At 52.9% G+C, this 18059-nt stretch carries 15 protein-coding genes and 1 pseudogene; 13 read left to right on the top strand and 3 right to left on the bottom strand.

Going from position 1 to position 18059, the window contains the following annotated elements; translation table 11 throughout:
• The first annotated feature begins 289 nt into the window (after positions 1-289).
• From ACKI3C_RS10295 to ACKI3C_RS10270, 6 genes and pseudogenes are all read left to right on the top strand, one after another.
• The gene (locus ACKI3C_RS10295) at positions 290-427 is read left to right on the top strand and encodes a hypothetical protein (RefSeq protein WP_407404712.1); all 138 of its coding nucleotides are present in this window, start codon (positions 290-292) and stop codon (positions 425-427) included.
• A gap of 436 nt (positions 428-863) precedes the next feature.
• A complete protein-coding gene (locus ACKI3C_RS10290; protein ID WP_407404710.1) occupies positions 864-1136 on the top strand; it encodes a DUF3098 domain-containing protein in 273 nt (90 codons plus the stop codon).
• Between the two features lie 4 nt (positions 1137-1140).
• Positions 1141-1941 (top strand): undecaprenyl-diphosphate phosphatase, encoded by an 801-nt coding sequence (locus tag ACKI3C_RS10285; RefSeq protein WP_407404708.1) that lies wholly within the window; start codon positions 1141-1143, stop codon positions 1939-1941.
• Between the two features lie 15 nt (positions 1942-1956).
• Positions 1957-2670, top strand: a pseudogene (gene truB, locus ACKI3C_RS10280) (tRNA pseudouridine(55) synthase TruB); the annotation flags it as partial.
• A 122-nt stretch (positions 2671-2792) separates the two neighbouring features.
• A complete protein-coding gene (gene queA, locus ACKI3C_RS10275; protein ID WP_407404706.1) occupies positions 2793-3845 on the top strand; it encodes a tRNA preQ1(34) S-adenosylmethionine ribosyltransferase-isomerase QueA in 1053 nt (350 codons plus the stop codon).
• 39 nt (positions 3846-3884) lie between these two features.
• Positions 3885-4208 carry a 5-fold beta-flower protein gene (locus ACKI3C_RS10270; protein WP_407404704.1) on the top strand — a complete coding sequence of 108 codons (324 nt, stop codon included), beginning with the start codon at positions 3885-3887 and terminating at the stop codon, positions 4206-4208.
• 65 nt (positions 4209-4273) lie between these two features.
• Here the strand turns inward: ACKI3C_RS10270 and ACKI3C_RS10265 are convergent, their stop codons facing one another.
• From ACKI3C_RS10265 to ACKI3C_RS10255, 3 genes are all read right to left on the bottom strand, one after another.
• The gene (locus ACKI3C_RS10265) at positions 4274-4426 is read right to left on the bottom strand and encodes a hypothetical protein (RefSeq protein WP_407404702.1); all 153 of its coding nucleotides are present in this window, start codon (positions 4424-4426) and stop codon (positions 4274-4276) included.
• A 170-nt stretch (positions 4427-4596) separates the two neighbouring features.
• Positions 4597-5424: an HAD family hydrolase gene (locus ACKI3C_RS10260; protein ID WP_407404700.1), complete on the bottom strand. Its 828-nt coding sequence runs from the start codon at positions 5422-5424 to the stop codon at positions 4597-4599.
• A 429-nt stretch (positions 5425-5853) separates the two neighbouring features.
• Positions 5854-6921, bottom strand: coding sequence for an IS110 family transposase (locus tag ACKI3C_RS10255; protein ID WP_407404698.1), 1068 nt, complete (start codon positions 6919-6921; stop codon positions 5854-5856).
• Positions 6922-7302: 381 nt separating this feature from the next.
• Here ACKI3C_RS10255 and ACKI3C_RS10250 point away from each other — a divergent pair, with 381 nt between their 5' ends.
• The 7 genes from ACKI3C_RS10250 (at position 7303) to ACKI3C_RS10220 (ending at position 17695) form a co-directional block, all read left to right on the top strand.
• The gene (locus ACKI3C_RS10250) at positions 7303-8688 is read left to right on the top strand and encodes a hypothetical protein (RefSeq protein WP_407404696.1); all 1386 of its coding nucleotides are present in this window, start codon (positions 7303-7305) and stop codon (positions 8686-8688) included.
• Positions 8689-8815: 127 nt separating this feature from the next.
• Complete coding sequence (locus ACKI3C_RS10245; RefSeq protein WP_407404694.1) at positions 8816-9151, top strand: hypothetical protein; 336 nt, start codon at positions 8816-8818, stop codon at positions 9149-9151.
• The gene (locus ACKI3C_RS10240) at positions 9151-9780 is read left to right on the top strand and encodes a hypothetical protein (RefSeq protein ID WP_407404692.1); all 630 of its coding nucleotides are present in this window, start codon (positions 9151-9153) and stop codon (positions 9778-9780) included. The genes ACKI3C_RS10245 and ACKI3C_RS10240 overlap by 1 nt, the downstream gene beginning before the upstream one ends.
• Positions 9777-10757: a polyprenyl synthetase family protein gene (locus ACKI3C_RS10235; RefSeq protein ID WP_407404690.1), complete on the top strand. Its 981-nt coding sequence runs from the start codon at positions 9777-9779 to the stop codon at positions 10755-10757. The genes ACKI3C_RS10240 and ACKI3C_RS10235 overlap by 4 nt, the downstream gene beginning before the upstream one ends.
• A complete protein-coding gene (locus tag ACKI3C_RS10230) occupies positions 10754-11521 on the top strand; it encodes a TatD family hydrolase (protein WP_407404688.1) in 768 nt (255 codons plus the stop codon). Before ACKI3C_RS10235 ends, ACKI3C_RS10230 begins: the two co-directional genes overlap by 4 nt.
• A gap of 276 nt (positions 11522-11797) precedes the next feature.
• A complete protein-coding gene (locus ACKI3C_RS10225) occupies positions 11798-15877 on the top strand; it encodes a hypothetical protein (RefSeq protein WP_407404686.1) in 4080 nt (1359 codons plus the stop codon).
• A gap of 30 nt (positions 15878-15907) precedes the next feature.
• Positions 15908-17695, top strand: a complete 1788-nt coding sequence (locus ACKI3C_RS10220; protein WP_407404684.1) for a hypothetical protein — start codon at positions 15908-15910, stop codon at positions 17693-17695.
• Positions 17696-18059 lie beyond the last annotated feature (364 nt).

Here is an 18059-nt window from a genome sequence, read left to right as displayed (position 1 = left end):
TATTGCAAACCAAAAAACACATCATGTTGGCCAATCGTTTGACAGCGAGCTGAAAATGATGCTGCGCGAAGCCGGAGTTGAATACGACCCTAAGTATTTTTTGAGTGATTGATGTGATAGACCGCCGGTTACGATGCAGTGTGACGGGTTCCCCGTCATAGCATGTTGGGACGTGTTGCTGTCCGCTGGTCTGGCTCCTTGTCCGACAGTCTTCGACCATCGGTTACGATGCAGTGTGACGCTCTTCGAGCCTCTAACGTCTCCGACGTTTTCCCCATTGGACAACAATTTGAAACCGTGGCGCAGATATGTGAGCAACAACACGCTGAGGAGGATGTTGCCCAAGATGAAGAAACTTGACGAGATAGCCGACGTGCGGTATCGCGAGTCGGATATCGCTAGCCACGATAGCAAGTGCGCCCTATAAAGACGTCGGACAACAATGGTTATTAATAAAAATTGAATTTTCTTTTGGATATTTCAATAATTATTACGAAATTTGTAGTCTATCTTGTTACTCAACTTTAGCATATGGAACCATTTGAGTCTCACCAATTTGTTCCGATTAGCGTCCTGCTGGACGCATTTTTGCGGTTTACCTATACCCCCACCGCCACTACGTTCGGCGGTGGGGGTTATTTAGGTATTGTCCTACTGGACAATAAATTAGCATCATTTATTATAAAAGCTAAAGTTGAATAACATATAGTTGCCGTAATAGTAAAAAAACATTAAAAAGGTTGACAAACGCTTTTTGAGATTGTAACTTTGCACCGAAATTGCATATTTTGCGCTTTTGGGGCAAGGTGTGTAATGCATACTTGCATTTGAAAATAGTAAAGAAATCATACAGTTAAAAGACAATGGCAACTGAATTAAAACAAACCAACAAACAAGAGGGCATGAAAATGCCCCTGGGTAAAATCAACTTTATCCTCATGGCAGTGTGTGCCTTGCTCATCATCGTGGGGTTCTACCTCATGGCTGGCAGCGCCAACGAGGGCGACACGTTCAACTACGACATCTTCAACAGCACACGCACCGTTGTGGGCCCGATGATTTCCTTTGCGGGTTTCGTGCTCATGGCATTTGCCATCATTTTCAGGAAGAGAGACAAAAACGAGGAATTGAAGTAAAGATATGGACTGGTTACAAGCTCTTATCCTGGGCGTGCTTCAGGGTCTCACCGAGTATCTTCCCGTGAGTAGCAGCGGCCACCTGGCCATAGGGTCAGCCTTGTTCGGCATCAACGGCGAGGAGAATCTTGCATTTACCGTGATGGTGCATGTGGCAACTGTGCTCAGCACGCTGGTGATACTGTGGAAAGAAGTGAGCTGGCTGCTTGCCGGCATCTTCAAATTCAAGATGAACGACGAGATGCGCTACTTCATCAACATCCTCATCTCAATGGTGCCCGTGGGCATCGTGGGCGTGTTCTTCAAGGATTATGTTGAGAACATCTTCGGCGAAGGGCTGCTCGTTGTGGGCATCATGCTCATGGTCACTGCGGCGCTGCTGGCATTCTCCTATTATGCTAAGCCCCGCGTGAAGGAAAACATCGGTTGGAAAGACGCTCTCATCATAGGCCTTGCACAGGCGGCGGCTGTGATGCCCGGTCTGTCTCGTTCAGGCAGCACCATTGCCACAGGTCTGCTGCTGGGCAACAAGAAAGAATCGCTGGCGCAGTTTTCATTCCTCATGGTCATCCCGCCCATTCTGGGCGAGGGCCTGCTCGACGTGCTCAAGGCTGTCAAGGGTGAGGAGGCGTTTGGCAACATCGAGCTGCTGCCACTCATTGTGGGGTTTGTCGCAGCCTTTGTGAGCGGATGCCTGGCTTGCAAGTGGATGATAAGCATCGTCAAGAAGGGCAAACTCATCTACTTTGCCGGCTACTGCGTGATTGCAGCCGTTGCGGCTATTGTTCTCAACTACGTCCTGTAATATAAAAGTATATACATGCTCAATCCTATCGAAGGCGAAATATTCTACATCGACAAGCCACTGGAGATGACCTCGTTTGCCGTAGTGAAGCAAGTGCGCGGCAGGCTGCGCACCCGTCTCGACCGCAAGAACATCCACGTGGGCCACGCCGGCACGCTTGATCCGCTGGCGAGCGGCGTGCTCATCGTGTGCACCGGGCGCATGACCAAGCGCATCGAGGAATTGCAGGCCGGAGTCAAGGAATACACCGCCTGGGTGCGCCTGGGCGAGACCACACCGTCCTACGACATGGAGACCGAGGTCGATGCCACCTATCCCTGGGAGCACATCACCCGCGAGCTGGTGGAGCAGGTGCTCAAGGAGCAGTTCACTGGCAGCATCGAGCAAGTGCCACCGGCATTCTCGGCATGCAAGGTTGACGGAAAGCCAGCCTACAAGCTTGCCCGCAAAGGCAAAGATGTGGAAATCAAGGCCAAGACCCTTGTGATCGACGAGATCGAAGTGGTGGAATGCGGGCTGCCCGCCGAGCCCACACTCGTGCTGCGAGTGGTGTGCAGCAAGGGCACCTACATCCGCGCCCTGGCACGCGACATAGGCACAGCGCTGGGCAGCGGAGCGCACCTCTACGGACTGCGACGCACACAGGTGGGCGACGTGAGAGTGGAGCAGTGCGAGACGCTCGACGGCATCCTCGGCAGGCTCGAGACCGAAGAAATGGTGAGTGCCGAGCAAGCCGAGCAAGAACTGCTCGAGCGCGAGCGCATCGCCAACCGCAAGCGCGCTGCCATACTCAATGCAGCACGCAAGAAAAGACAAGAAAAAAAAGAACAAAACAAAAATAATACAGACTTATGAAGTTATCAGAATTCGGCTTTAAGTTGCCCGAAGAACTCATTGCACTACACCCTGCAAAAAATCGTGACGAATCAAGACTGATGGTGCTCCACCGCTCCACAGGCGAAATCGAGCACCGACAGTTCAAGGATGTGCTTGACTATTTCAACCCGTTTGACTTGATGGTGTTCAACAACACCCAGGTCTTTCCAGCCAAACTGATGGGTAACAAAGAGAAGACTGGCGCGCGCATCGAGGTGTTCCTGCTGCGCGAGCTCAACAGCGACCACAAGCTGTGGGACGTGCTCGTGGAACCCGCCCGCAAGATACGCATAGGCAATAAACTCTACTTCGGCCTTGACGACTCGATGGTGGCCGAGGTGATAGACAACACCACCTCACGCGGACGCACACTGCGCTTCCTCTACGACGGTCCGCACGACGAATTCAAGGAGAACCTCTATGCACTGGGCGCTACTCCCCTGCCCTACTACATCGACCGCGAGGTAGAAGAGGATGACGCCGAGCGCTACCAGACCATCTTCGCCGTCAACGAAGGCGCTGTCGTGGCCCCCGCAGCCGGCCTGCACTTCTCTCGCGAGCTCATGCGCCGCATGGAGATACGCGACGTGGAGGCAGAGTTCCTCACACTGCACATCGGCCTGGGCACCTACCGCGACATCGACGTGGAAGACCTCACCAAGCACCGCGTCGATAGCGAGCAGATGCTCGTGAGCGACGAACTCGCACGCAAGGTGAACTTCAAGCGCGACAACGGCAACAAGATATGCGCCGTGGGCACATCAGTGCTTCGCGCCATGGAGAGCACCGTGGGCATGAACGGACACATCAAGGGATACGACGGGTGGACCAACAAGTTCATCTTCCCGCCCTACGACTGCACCACATGCGACGCGCTCATCACCAACTTCCACATGCCCTACTCGGTGATGCTCATGCTCACCGCAGCCTTCGGCGACTACGAGCAAGTGATGAAGGCCTATAACGTGGCTGTCGAGGAGAAATACCGCTTCGGTGCCTACGGCGACGCTATGCTCATCGTGGACTGATCGTTTTCCCGGTTCTATTAAACTAAAAAAAAGCATTTTATGAAGACAATCAAGCGATATATTATTGCAGTGTTCATGTTGCTGGCAGTTGCAGGCGGAGTATCTGCCTATGCCCAGACAATGCAAGACGGCAGTTACCGCACCACGGGCTACATCAAGAGCGACGGCACAGTGCAGGACAGCAGCTACCGCACCATAGGCCACATCAAGAGCGACGGCACAGTGCAGGACAGCAGCTACCGCACCGTGGGCCACATCAAGAGCGACGGCACTGTGCAAGACAGCAGCTACCGCACCATAGGCCATGCCAAAGGCGTGAACATGAAATGGGCAGCATGCTTCTTCTTTTTCTTCTTCGGATAAAAGAAGAAAGCAATCCTAATTCTTTTGTATAAATCGAGTAGGAGGAAAACGAAGTAGTTTTCTTCCTACTTTCGTTTTCCGAGCTGGCGCTTCTTGCCGTTGTCCTTCGGTATCTCTACCCTTCGCACGGCTGTCGGTCTGTATTTGCCCGACTTAATCATTTCGATGAGTTCGCCCAAGTGGAGGTTCAGGTATGGTAACAGTTCGCTCGTTCCCATCTTATCAACGCCTCCCGCTCCTTTGTTTCCGACTACTTGCTTATAGGCTTTGCGCAAGGAATGTGAGATTCCGCACCTATGTCGGCCGACAATGTCCCCGACTCTAATACCGACTGGATAGGCGAGTCGTGGGAGACCGTATGAATGAGCAAGACAAGTTTTTGCTTGTATCAATCGGTCTCGATGTAGTGGGCTACGGAGTCGGCGGTGTTGGGGCCTATGACTTCGTGTGCCACGGCTTTTACCTCGGGGAATGCGTTCTCTACTGCCACGGCGTGATCGGCGGCCTGGAGCATGGCTATGTCGTTGCGGTTGTCGCCGAATGCTACGATTTTATCGGCATTTATTCGCTGCGCCAGGCGGCGTATTGCGCCGGCTTTGGTGCATCCGCTGGTATAGATTTCGAGCAGTCCCACGCTGGGATCGAAGATGTCGTGGTAGAACATGGGCGAACAGTCCACGGTGGCGCGCACTTCGTTGTAGATGCGTTCGAGCGTGGCGTAGTCGTTCATCGAGAAGATGAGCATGGCCTGGTCGTCGCTTGTCGCGTAGTGGGGATTGTCCAGAAAGAACCGTTTAAACGGGGTGTTCAGGCGTTCTTTTACAAACCCCTCCTCCTGCGGTGACATTGCGCCGCAGTGGTGGGCGTGGATCATGTTGCCATGCTGGCGGTAGATGAACGGATGCAACCCGTTTTTCTCGAATATATCGCTGATGGCACGCACGGTGTCGTGCGGGATTGACTGCACGTTGACAAAGGTGCCTTGCTGTGCATCCCACATGGCGGCGCCTGCCAGCACGATGTAGGGGAGCATGGTCTTTACCTCGCTCATGAGCGGCACCACAGTGGCGGGAGTGCGTGCTGTGGCCACGGTGAATAGCAGTCCGCGCTCGTCGATGAGGCGGTTGAGGATGGCGGCTGTCGCCTTCGACACACGGCTGTCGCTGCCCATGAGCGTGCCGTCCATGTCGCTCACATATAACGTTTTTCCTTTCATTTCAGGTTTATATTTATCTCCCACTGAGGCACAGAGAAAAATTTTTGACAAAAGGACAATAATATATCTCTGTGCCCTATGTGTCTTCTATGTTGAAATCCAAATAAATTGAGTGTAATTTAACGTTTTTTACGCCATTTGGCGTTGTTTTTGCCGTTTTTTGCGTGAGCTTGGGCAAAAAGAAGGTAGCCAGGCACATTTTTGTGCTTGGTGGTTGCTTTAAAAACAACAGGTCGCCGGATCAAACTTCTATCAGATGTAGCAGAATGTGTCCGCTCATCAAGTTACTTCTTCAGATCTTGCTATGTAATGCCACAATCTCTGTTGAAGATGTAGTCCTATAGACTCATCAGGCACAGTAAGTGGTCATTCTTATGAATAGAGAAGCCAGAGCCGGCAACGTGACCTGTCATTGTTTTTTTATGTTTATCATTGACGCACATATGTTTTTTGCGTTTTCAGTACCGCCAAAGTCTTGCATGACAATTTTCTCGCGACCTTGATTATGGCCATCTGCGGCTTCATGCGCTGCAGGCAGCTGCAGTAGTAGCCAGACATTGCGGCGTCTTTTTGTATGGCTATCCAACTGGCCTCTACGAACAACGGCCCCAAACTCTTGTTGCCGCGGTGCGTCTTGGGGCCTGTTGACTTTTTGTCCCCGCTGTCGTGGCAAATGGGTATCAGCCCCAGGAACGACACGAAAGCTCTTTCGTTTGGGAAATTTGACGGCGAGTTGTCGATTTCGGTGAGCAGTGTCATAGCCACTATCAGCCCTATGCCGGGGATGCTTACAAGCAGGTTGTAATTGGCTTTGTACTTGTCCGACTGGCTCATGCGGCGTATTTCCCTTGTAGCCTGAAGGATGCGTAGTCTCAAATCGTCTACCTGGTCGCATAGCATGAGCAGTGACTGTTTGCTGTTGCCCATCAGGCAGACTTCATCTCTTAACCACCTCATGAAGTTGTGCGACCAGTGCGTTCCGCTTTTGGCGAACCGCTCAGGGTAGGTCACGCCTTGGGTGTACAGGAGGTGCTTTGTGCGTGACTTGAGCCGAGCCAGATCTTTCATCATCTTTTTGCGCAGCCTCACCACATTGGTGTCGTCCATATACTCCCTCGACTTGATGTGTATGCATGTGAGTTCCCCGCGTTTGAGTGCCCACGCAATCTTCTCCGAGTCCACAGCATCCGTCTTGGATAGCCTCTCTTTTTCAGATGTCGGGATGTCGGCGGCGTTCACCACGATGTTCTCGATGCCGAGCCCGGTAAGGGCATAGTGGACAGAGAAGCCGCAGAAGCCAGCCTCATAGGCCGACAAGAAATGCGCCTCCGGATATCTGTTGTTCAACGTGTCAAAGAGCGCCTGTGCGTCAGCCGGCATTGAAAATGCCCATTTGAATCCGCTCTGAGTGAGTGCAGTGACGTGCCATGTCCTTAGATGCACGTCAATTCCCACGAAAATGTTTTGTCCTTTGAAGGAATTTTTGTTACTTTGCATAGTTGGAATGATTATAATTGATTATAGTGGTTCATTATTACTTTTTTCAAAATTACAAACCAATTATTTTCGTTCCAACTTTTTTATAAAAAAACTATGAAAAACACACTGGGGACAGCCCGAGCGGCCGGGGCAAAGCCCCTTTGAGCGGAAAAAGCTACCGCCTGTTCTGGCTATTTTTCACAGCCTCTTGTCATTTGCGACTGCAAACATAGTAACTCTATGTGGGAGATCGGTCTTTCGTCCTTCGTCCTTCGTTTTTCGTCTCTCTTGAAAAAAAATAGTTAATGTATTTTTTGATAATGTAAAAAAAATAATTATCTTTGCAGTGCAAATTATTTACTTACATTTTATTATTAATTTTATCTTAAAAAACTAATTATGAAGAAATTTTTACTTCTCCTTGTTGCTCTCGTAGCAACAAGTGCTGTGGCAATGGCTCAGGACACTTGGACCGTTGCTGGTACAGCTGCAATCCTCAATGGCACTGATAGCTGGGCTCCCGCTAACGCTGCTAACGACATGGTATCGACCGACGGTGTTAACTTCACTCTCGCAGTTGAAGGCAAGACCCTCGAGGCTGGCGTGAACTATGAGTACAAGGTGGTTAAGAACCACGCTTGGAGCGAGGCTTATCCTGGCAACAACGCTACTCTCACTGTTAACGAGACTGCTGTTTACACAGTTAACTACACTTTCAACGCTGAGACTAAGGATGTAGCTGCCGAGGCTGTTAAAACTGGCAATGCTGGCGAGATCACTCACGAGTATTCAGTTGCTGGCAGCAGCGCAGACCTCTTTGGTGCTGCATGGAGCGAGACCAACACTGCAACTAACATGACCAAGGGCGATGACGGCATCTATGCATGGACTTCGGCTGAGACTGCTCTTGCAGTTTCTACAATTGAGTTCAAGGTGGTTGAAGACCACTCTTGGGGCGTTTCTTACGGATACGGAAGCGGCAATGCAACATTCAGCGTTACCGAGGCTGGCAAGTATGTCCTCAAGTTCACTTTCGACCCCGAGAGCAAGTATGTGGGCTGCGAGGTTGTTTCTTTCACTCCCGAGGCTGTTGAGGCTACTTACTTCATCAAGCACGACTGGGCTGGCGAAGGCAACTGGACATGGCAGGAAATGACCAAACTTGGTGAAATGACTACCGAAGAAGGTGGGAAATTCTCTGTGTACTCTTATGAAGGCATCTATGGCGGCAATGGCTGCAACATCAACACTGCTGCCGACGACACTGGTGCACAGTGGTTTGCTGAGCCCGAACTCACAGGCTCCCCCATGGTGGGCGACTTGTGCGCATTTAGATATTCTCCCGAGCTCGATCTTCTTGCTATCATCAACCTGAATCCGGAACCCGTTAACACTCCCTCAATCTCAAAAATCACTATCAAGGGTCAGGAACTGGAAATCGAAGAGGACAAGTATTACTACTCAATGACTGTCAACGAGAATTTTGACGAGAGCGACGTCGAGGTTGAAGTCCTTAACGCTGATGAAGACACAAATGTAACAGTCTCTGTCATGAACGCACAGATTATAAAGAGTGAAGAATATCGCCAGGTTACAGTAACACTCTACCAAGGCGAAGAACTTGTTGACCAATACAGTATCACCGTGACAATTGACGACACTCCCACTGGCATCAACGACATCAACGTTAACAGTGCTAAGGTTGTTAAGACTATCGAGAACGACCAGGTTGTTATCCTCAAGGGTGACAAGAAGTTCAACGTAGCTGGTCAGGCTGTTAAGTAAAGGTATATTTAAACAACGCAACAATGCCGTCATGGGAACTATCTCCCGTGACGGCATTTTTTTGATATTGCCAAACTCTTTGACTTTCACAAAAAAAAGTGTAACTTTGCAGACTGAAACAACTATTATGAAACACTTACGTTTTATACTTATTCTCGGGGTGCTTGTTGCTCTTGCGGCTTGTGGGGGCGACAAGAATGTCCAGTCGATCGTTAGCGCGAGCAACGACGAGGTGGTGGTGATGGCGCAGAATGCGGCCACTGTCATCGCCCAGTGCGACCACAACGACACGCTTGCAATACAGACAGCCGTGGTCGATGCGCGGGCACAACGCAGCGCGCTGGCAATAGCTGGCAAACGTGAGGCTGCCGAGGCCTATGACAAGGCTCTGCACGACAAACTCATGGAACTTGACCCCCAGGTGTGTAACTTAATCTTTGCTAACCATCAAATTCCCGAATAATGAGAAAAATCATCACCCTTTTACTATCAGCCACCGTGGGCACGCTCGTGCTCACTAGTTGCGGCGAAGCCAGCGAGAAAGGTTCTCTTGCGGCACACCAGCTGCAGGCAGCATGGGGCAACCCCGAGGCTATAATGAAAGCGGCTAGCGACTTCAAGGCCGTGAGCGACAGCCTGGGAAACCCCGAGTCGATGAGCGATGCGTTTATTGACGCTTGCTCGGGCAACGACTCAATGAAGGTCGTGGCACAAGCCATAGCACTCACTCCGCAAGCTCTGGGCAGCGACATGGGCGAGACGATTGTCGATGGCCTGGCATCGGGCGACATCGAAGCCGCCAAAGCACTTGAACAGATTGATCTCGTGGGATTTGCCTATGCACTCCTGCAACGCAATGACGATGCCGTTGCTTGCTTCAAAGCCATCGACGAGGTGGCGCAATCTCTGCCCGAGGAGAAACAAATGGTTGTGTATGCCCACAGCTGCGCCCCCGACAAACTTGCCAATGCCATGCGGCAAGAACGGGCACAAGGCAATGCAGGCGACGTGGACCGCCGCGCCAAGATGGTAGAGGACATACTCACCGGTGATGACCTGAACAAGTTTAAAGCAATATACTACGGCAAATGAAAACTTTCAACGAATATCTCGATATAGTCAACGAGGCTGTGGCTGGCATCAAGGACCGTTACCCCAAGCAGCCAGTCGATCTCTATGCTCCCATCTACTACACCATGTCGCTGGGCGGCAAGCGATTGCGCCCGGTGCTCATGCTCATGGCTTGTGAAGCTGTGGGCGGCAAGGCTGGCGATGCCCTGTTGCCGGCGGTGGGGCTCGAACTGTTTCACAACTTCACCCTGCTGCACGACGACCTCATGGATCGTGCCGACGTGCGACGCGGCAAGCCCACCGTCTATCGCAAGTGGAACGACAATGTGGCTGTGCTCAGCGGCGACGCCATGCTCTCCATGGCCACTCAATATATAGCCAGAGCCAGCGACAAGGCGATGCGCCCTGTCATGGAACTCTACAACAAGACCGCGATGGAAATCTACGAGGGACAGCAGTGGGACATGGACTTTGAGCACCGCGACGACGTCAAGGAGGAGGAATATCTCGAGATGATTCGCCTCAAAACCTCTGTACTGCTGGGATGTGCCTGCAAGATGGGTGCTCTGCTGGGCGGGGCGTGCAAGGCCGTTGCCGACGATTTCTACCACATGGGAGTGAACGTGGGCCTGGCGTTCCAGTTGCAGGACGACGTGCTCGATGTGTGGGGAAACCCCGACACTTTCGGCAAGGCGACTGGCGGCGACATCATGAACAACAAAAAGACTTTCCTGCTCATCAACGCCATGAACATGGCTGCCGGCGACGATGCCAAGGAACTGCGCCGCTGGCTCGACGACTCCGATGCCAAGCCCGAGGAGAAGATCCCCGCTGTCACAGCTGTCTATGAGAAACTGGGACTGCGCGAGTTGAGCGAGCAACGCATTGCAATGTTCAGCGACCACGCCCTCGCCACGCTTGGTGCCATGCGCATCGATACCGATGCCAAGCAGGCATTCAACGACCTCATTGTGAAACTCATCAAGCGCGACCGATGATCGACACCCACAGCCACATCTACTGCGACCAGTTTGACGACGACCGCGACGCAACGGTGCTGCGGGCGCAAGAAGCTGGCATCAGCCACATCATCCTGCCCAACGAGAACCTTGCCAGCGTGCCACTGGTGCGCGCGCTGCACGACCAATATCCCGCCTACACATCGATGGCGCTGGGACTGCACCCCGAGGAGGTGAAGCAAGACTGGCGTGAAGTGCTCGACGCCATGCGTCCCTTGCTCGACACGGGCGACTTTATCGCCGTGGGAGAGATAGGCATCGACTTGTATTGGGACAAGACCTACCGCCTGGAGCAGATGGATGCTCTCGCAATGCAGCTGCAATGGTGCACCAGCAAGGACCTGCCGTTCATCATGCACTGCCGCGACGGTCTCGACGAGGTGCTGCAAGTGTTTGACACGCAGGGGACAACACTGCCGCGCGGCGTGTTCCATTGCTGGCCGGGCGATGCAGGCGACGTGGAACGGGTGCGACGTTACGGTGACTTCTACTTCGGCATAGGAGGCGTGGTCACGTTCAAGAAAAGCCAACTGCCAGCTGTGCTGCCTGCCATAGGCCTTGACCGCATCCTTCTCGAGACCGATGCTCCCTACATGGCACCTGTGCCCATGCGAGGCAAGCGCAACGAGAGCAGCTTCATTCCCTACATCAACAACCACATCGCCACAATCCTGGGCGTGACACCCGAGGAAGTGTCAGCCGTCACCGACCGCAACGCCCGCGACTTGTTCAAGATAAACTAAACTTGCATTGTGAAGGCAATCCCGTTCCCGGCGGTTCTCCGCCGGGTGAGTTACTGCATCATCTCCCCCAGGTCCCGTTCCCGGCGGTTCTCCGCCGGGTGGACCTCCCTTAAAAATGGAGGACTCCGTCCTCAAAATGATAATACACTATCTATGAGGTAATTCCATTTTGCTTGCAGAGCAAGCTATTTTCTAAGCGAAGCATAAAAATCATAATAAAAATATTTTCTTTTTTTACCTGACAACAATAAATTAAGATAAAAGACGTCTTATCACATGAGAAAATTGTACCGCTTTACCCCGCTTGTCATGATTGTGACGGTGATATTGCTTCAGGCTTGCAGCGCCAAGAAGAATACCGCCGGCTCGCGCTTTTGGCAGGCGCTAAACACCAGGTACAATGTCTATTACCACGGAAAAACAAACTACGACGAGCAAATCAAGATTGTAGAAGACGAGTATCAGGACGACTACTCGCAGCGCCTTTTCGTTCATCCTGCCGAGGCCAAGTCGAGCCCCAAGGCGCCTCAGCCCGGAGGCAGCTTTGACCGCACCATCGAGAAGATGCAGAAGGCTATCGCACTGCACTCTATCAAGAAAAAACCTAACCGTAAGGCAGGAAAGGGCAATGACCCCAAGTACAAGGAATGGATGAAACGCGATGAGTACAACCCGTTCCTGCACAACGCCTGGTACCTGCTCGCCAAGAGCGAGTACATGAAGGGCGACTTCCTCAACGCGGCAGCTACGTTCCGCTACATCTACCGCCACTTCACATGGAAGGAAGAGCTCTCGCAAGAGGCCCAAGTGTGGGAGGCGCTGTGTTACTGCGCTATGGGGTGGACCAACGAGGCCGACAACGTGCTGGCACACGTCCACATCGACAAAATCGAGAACAAGCGCATACGCTCGCTTGCCAACCTTGCCTTTGCCGACTACTACATCAAGGAGAAGAGAAACGAGCAGGCAATCCCCTATCTTGCCGAAGCCGTGAAAGGAATGGGCGGATCGCAAAAAGTGCGCCTTAACTTCCTCCTGGGACAGCTCTATGAAGACGCCGGCAGCAACAACCTGGCCTACCTGGCCTACAAGAAAGCTGGCAGCAGCAACAGCAGCACATACCGCACCAAGTTCAACGCGCGCATCAAGCAGAGCGCCGTGTTCACAGGCACCAACGTGAGCAGCGAGGTCAAGGCGCTGCGCAACATGGCACGATTTGACCGCAACAAGGAATACCTCGACCAAATCTACTATGCGATAGGCAACCTCTATCTCTCGCGCCAGGACACCGTCCGCGCCATTGAGAACTACATCAAGGCTGCCGAGAAGAGCACGCGCAACGGCGTGGACAAGGCCATCAGCCAGCTCACTCTGGGCGGCGTTTACTTTGCACAGCACAAGTATGACCTGGCACAGCCCTGCTATGCCGAGGGCATCACGCAGATCAACGAGGACTATCCTAACTACAAGATGCTCAAGCACCGCAGCGACGTGCTCGACGAACTTGCCGTTTACTCGCAGAACGTCACCTTGCAGGACTCGCTGCTCAAACTCTCGGAAATGTCGCTCGACGAGCAGAAGAAGGTGATCAAGAAAATCATCGACGAGCTCAAGAAGAAAGAAAAAGAAGAGGAAGAAGCCGCCAAGCGCGAGGAATACCTGGCGCAGCAAGGGGCGCAGGGCAACACACTGCCCGCCGGCAAGAACCAGCCCACGGCATTCCAGATGAACAACGACAACTCATGGTATTTCTATAACGATGCCACCAAGAACGCCGGCAAGACCGCCTTCCAGCAGAAGTGGGGCAACCGCAAGCTCGAGGACAACTGGCGCCGACGCAACAAGAACACCTTCTCGCTGGGCGATGACTCTGACGACACGTCGACAGCCGCGGCAAGCGACTCAACCGCCAGTGCAGCAGGAAACGACAGCACCGCCGTCGATAAGGAAGCGCTCAAGCGTGCCGAGGACCCGCACTTCGAGGAATACTACCTCAAGCAGATCCCCAAGACCGAAGAGCAGAAGCAAGCCGCACACGACATCATTGCCGAGGGCTTGTACAACATGGGCATCATACTCAAGGACAAGCTCGAAGACCCCGATGCCGCCGAGTTCCAGTTCAACGAACTCATGCGCCGCTACCCCGGCAACGAATATCGACTTGAGGCATATTATAATATGTATCTCATGTACATGCGATATGACCGCATAGGCAAGGCCGAGGCATGCCGCGACACTATCCTCACCAGCTTTGCCGACTCCAAGTATGGTCTCGCAATGCAGGATCCCGACTACCTCGACAACCTCAAGAACATGGAGACCGACCAGGAATACATGTATGAGCAGGCCTATAACGACTATTTGAGCAACAACAACGAGGCTGTGCACGAGGCCTATGCCGAGATGATGCGCAAGTACCCCTTGTCGAAGATCATGCCCAAGTTCATGTTTATCGACGCCCTCAGCTATGTCACCCAGCGCGACTACGAGCAGTTCAAGACCACAATCAAGGACCTGCTGCAACGCTATCCCGAGACCGACATCACTCCCGTGGCGTCGGGCATCGTCAAGCAACTCAACTCCGGACGCAAGCTCACCGGCGGTTCAAGCAACACCCGTGGCATGATATGGAGCACAAGACTGGGCAACGACTCTACGCCCGAGGGCATCGAGCGCAAGTTCACGCCGTTCAAGGACGACTTCGACAAGCCGCACGTGTTCATCATCCTCTACCCCACCGACTCCGTAAGCTCCAACATGCTCCTATACGAGGTGGCACGCCACAACTTCAACACATTCGTGGTTAAGGACTATGACCTCGAACAGATGACCTTCGGCCGTCTGGGACTCCTATGTGTCAAAGGATTTGCCAACTATGACGAGGTGGTTCACTACCGCACAGTCTTTGAGGAAGACAAAGACATGGTCATCCCCGAGGGACTGCACCAGGTGCTCATCAGCGAGGGCAACTTCCAGCTGCTGCTCAACGAGGGTCGCTCGTTTGAAGATTACTTCAACTACCTCGAGCACAAGAACGACGAGGATGTAGAAGGCAAGGTCCCCGAACTAGAGAAGCAGGACGAAGAAACTGACGAGCAAGACGCTAATCAGGACGATGCCGAAGCCAAGAAGAAAGCCGAGGCAGAGGCTAAACGCAAGGAAGCCGAGGCCAAGAAGAAAGCCGAGGCAGAGGCTAAACGCAAGGAAGCCGAAGCCAAGAGAAAAGCCGAGGCAGAGGCAAGGCGCAACGAAGCCGAAGCCAAGCGCAAAGAAGCCGAGGCAAAGAGACTTGCCGAGGAAGAAGCAAGACAACTCGCCGAAGCAGAGGGCAAGATGCTCACCGAGGACAAAACCAAGCAAGATCCCGCTAGCAACATTGCCAGCGACGAGAGCGGAAACGTTGTGACCGAGGAAACCAAGGCCAACGAGGACAAGAAACAGCGCACCGTGTCGCGCGAGCAGCTCATGCGCAGCCGCCGTGCCCGCGACGCCGAGGCCAACGCACAAGCCGAAGAAAAGAGCAATGAAACCGCCGCCGATAACGACAGCGAGAAAAAACGCTCGGTCAAGGACAAGAAGGACAACGACAACGCTAACGCAAAACGAGAAGAAGAAGCTAAACGCAAGGAACAAGAGGCACAGCGCAAAGAGCAAGAGGCTCGCCGCAAAGCCGAACAGGCAGAGCGCAAGCGTGCCCAGATAGAGCGACAGAAGCAAGAAGAAGCCGAGAAACGCGCCGAGGAGGCTAAACTCAAGGAAGACATCAAGCAAGAACAGCGTGATGCCAAGGCCAATGAGAAAGCCGAGCAGAAGCGCCTCAAAGAAGCGGAGAAGGACGAGAAAGCACGCGAGAAAGAATTGAAGAAGCTCGAGAAGAAACAGCAAGACTCAATCAAGCGCGCCGAGAAGCAGGCCGAGAAACTGCTCAAGAAGCAGCAAAAGGCCCGCGAGGACTCTATACGCCGTGCCGACATCGCCCGCGAAGACTCGCTCAACGCCCTTGACCAGGCACGCATCGACGCCCGCAAGCAAGCCGAGAGAGACAAGTATCAGGAAGCCCGCGACAAAGAACAGGCCAAGATTGATGCTAAGAAGCAGCAAGAAAAAGAGCGCAAGGAGCGTGCCAAGGCTCGCGAGCAGGAACGCAAAGCCAAGGAGAAAGAACGCAAGGCCAAGCAGAAAGAGCGTGAAAAGCAACGCAAGGAACGCGAGAAACAACGCAAAGCCGAGCAAAAGGCCAAGCAAGAAGCCGCCAAGCAGAAACAAAAGGAGCGTGAAGAAGCTGCAAAGCAGAAGGAGCGTGAACGCAAAGAATCGCGCGACGCCAGCCGTTCAGCACGCAACAACAAGAAATAGCGATAGTCATCAACTTACAGATTTATAGACATGAAGAGAACTTTACTACTTGCAACAGTGGTTGTGGCAATGACCGCAAGCGCACACACCAAGAGCGAAATGGCGCAGCAAGCGCCAGCGATGCCCGAGGTAGTCACCACCCCCGAGGTAGTGGTTGAAACCGCGCCCGTGCACCGTCTCACCGCAGCCGAGGTAAAGGCACAACACAAAGTTGCGCCCAAGGATGACGTTAAGGCATGGTACAATCGTCCCGCAGGCACCATGTGGCAGACCTATATCACCACCGACAACGTCAAGAACCCTCCATTCAAAGCATGTTATGCCCCCTACTTGAACGTCAACCCATGGAGGAACTATACGTTTGAGAGCTCATCAACCGGCGCTGTCTCGCAAGAATGGAAAGTTTATTATCGCAGGAAAATAACAACCTATACCACTCCTAGCGTCGATTTATACTGGGGATGCCAGACCGATACTATCCCGGTTCTCACAGCCTATGGCACTAACGGCAGCAGCGAATACACCCCCGCGGGCTACAACGGCAGCATCAAGCAAGCCTCCTACATCAACGGCTACTCCAACTACATAGGCCAGTACAAACCGGGCAACTCACAGCACTTCTGGTCTTCGCCCAAGTTCTTCGGCTCTGACAGCAACCGCGACGGATCGGTGAAATCAGGTGCCTACACATCTAAGGTTAACGACGCCAGCGGACAACCAGCAGGACGTCTCATGGGAAAGAACAGCGTGAACCTCAACGGCATGGCTATCGCAGCCGAGGCACCCGTCGCGCCGTACGTTATCACCCGCGTGGGACTGCGCTACCAAAACTTATTGCTGGACCAGACTTCTACCGTCCCCATTACTGCAACTATCTACAAACTCAACTCGGTTCCTGCCTACAATAGCGACGGTGCGCCCGTCGTGATGGGCGAACCCAGCGAAGTGCTTGCCACAGCGACCGTCAACGTGAGCACGGCATGGCTCGCAACCCAACGCGAGCAATACAGAGGCGCCGACGGCGCTTACACCGGCATCCTGCCCATCGCGTTGAAAGAGCCTCTTGAGGTGAACAGCGCTATCCTCGTGTGTGTTGATGGATATAACGTGGATGCTGTCAATGCCGATTTCACCTCGGTATATAGCGCCGATTACTTTGACGAGGGCCATGGCGAGATTGGTTACCTGAAAACCGTCGATTACTATACCGGCCAGCCCATCTTTGTGGGCATGTGCGGCGGTTTCGTGAACTCTTCGATCCACACTGCCCCCGCAGTGCTTCTCGACGTGGAACGCCGCTTCCTGGAGTTCAACAAAGCCGAGGAGAGCGGACTGTGGAACGCACCCGCCGAGAAATCAGACTCGATAGTAGATATATTCAGCTACCTGCCCTCCGCACAAATCAACGTCAAAATCACCGAGGTTGACAAGGCCGGCAACACGCTGAACGACGGCAACGCCCCCAGCTGGGTGAGCGTGACGCTGAAAGACCAGACCGACCCCTGGGGCAACCCTCTAGGCTCGGGCATCATCAACATGAATGTGAGCGTGACTGACAACAGCGCACAGCAACGCGCGGCACAGATTGACCTGTCGTTTGCTGGTGCACACCTCGTTTACAACGTGGTGCAGGCTGGCACCGCGCCCGAGTATGATGGCGACGTGAACGGAGACGGCATGGTGGATATCAAGGACGTGAACATTGCTGTCAACATCATCCTGGGCAAAGCCAACAAGGAAGACTACCCCAACGGCAACAAGGTCAACGACATCAAAGACATGAACGTAATACTCAACTCTATCCTGGGCGCCAAATAAACAAGGCGCTACAAGCCACAACATGCGTGATTGACGGTCCTAAGCCTCAATCACGCATTTTTCTTGTAACCTATTGCGCGAGATTATGCCATTGGTGTATAGGGACGATTTTGGGGGTAGCTATACACCGCTGTTTTTTGTGGACTCCCCGCGCGGATCTCACTGATAACACTGATTTAATAATAACTGAAAGAAATTAAAATAATTAGAATAATTTCTTATTCCCTCAAATCCGCAGTATAAAATTTGTTAACGTTTTTGCACGCGTTAGAGGGGCATCGCCTGGCCGGATCGGTGGCAACGTGCTAAGTTCTGTGTGTTTTTGTCACGAGCGGGCACACTGCCCCTTTCCCCAATCCTTTCG

This window comes from Sodaliphilus sp., assembly GCF_045598405.1.
Lineage (GTDB): Bacteria > Bacteroidota > Bacteroidia > Bacteroidales > Muribaculaceae > Sodaliphilus > Sodaliphilus limicaballi.
Note: the sequence above shows the minus strand (reverse complement) of the source record. Positions and strands in the feature narration are given on the sequence as shown.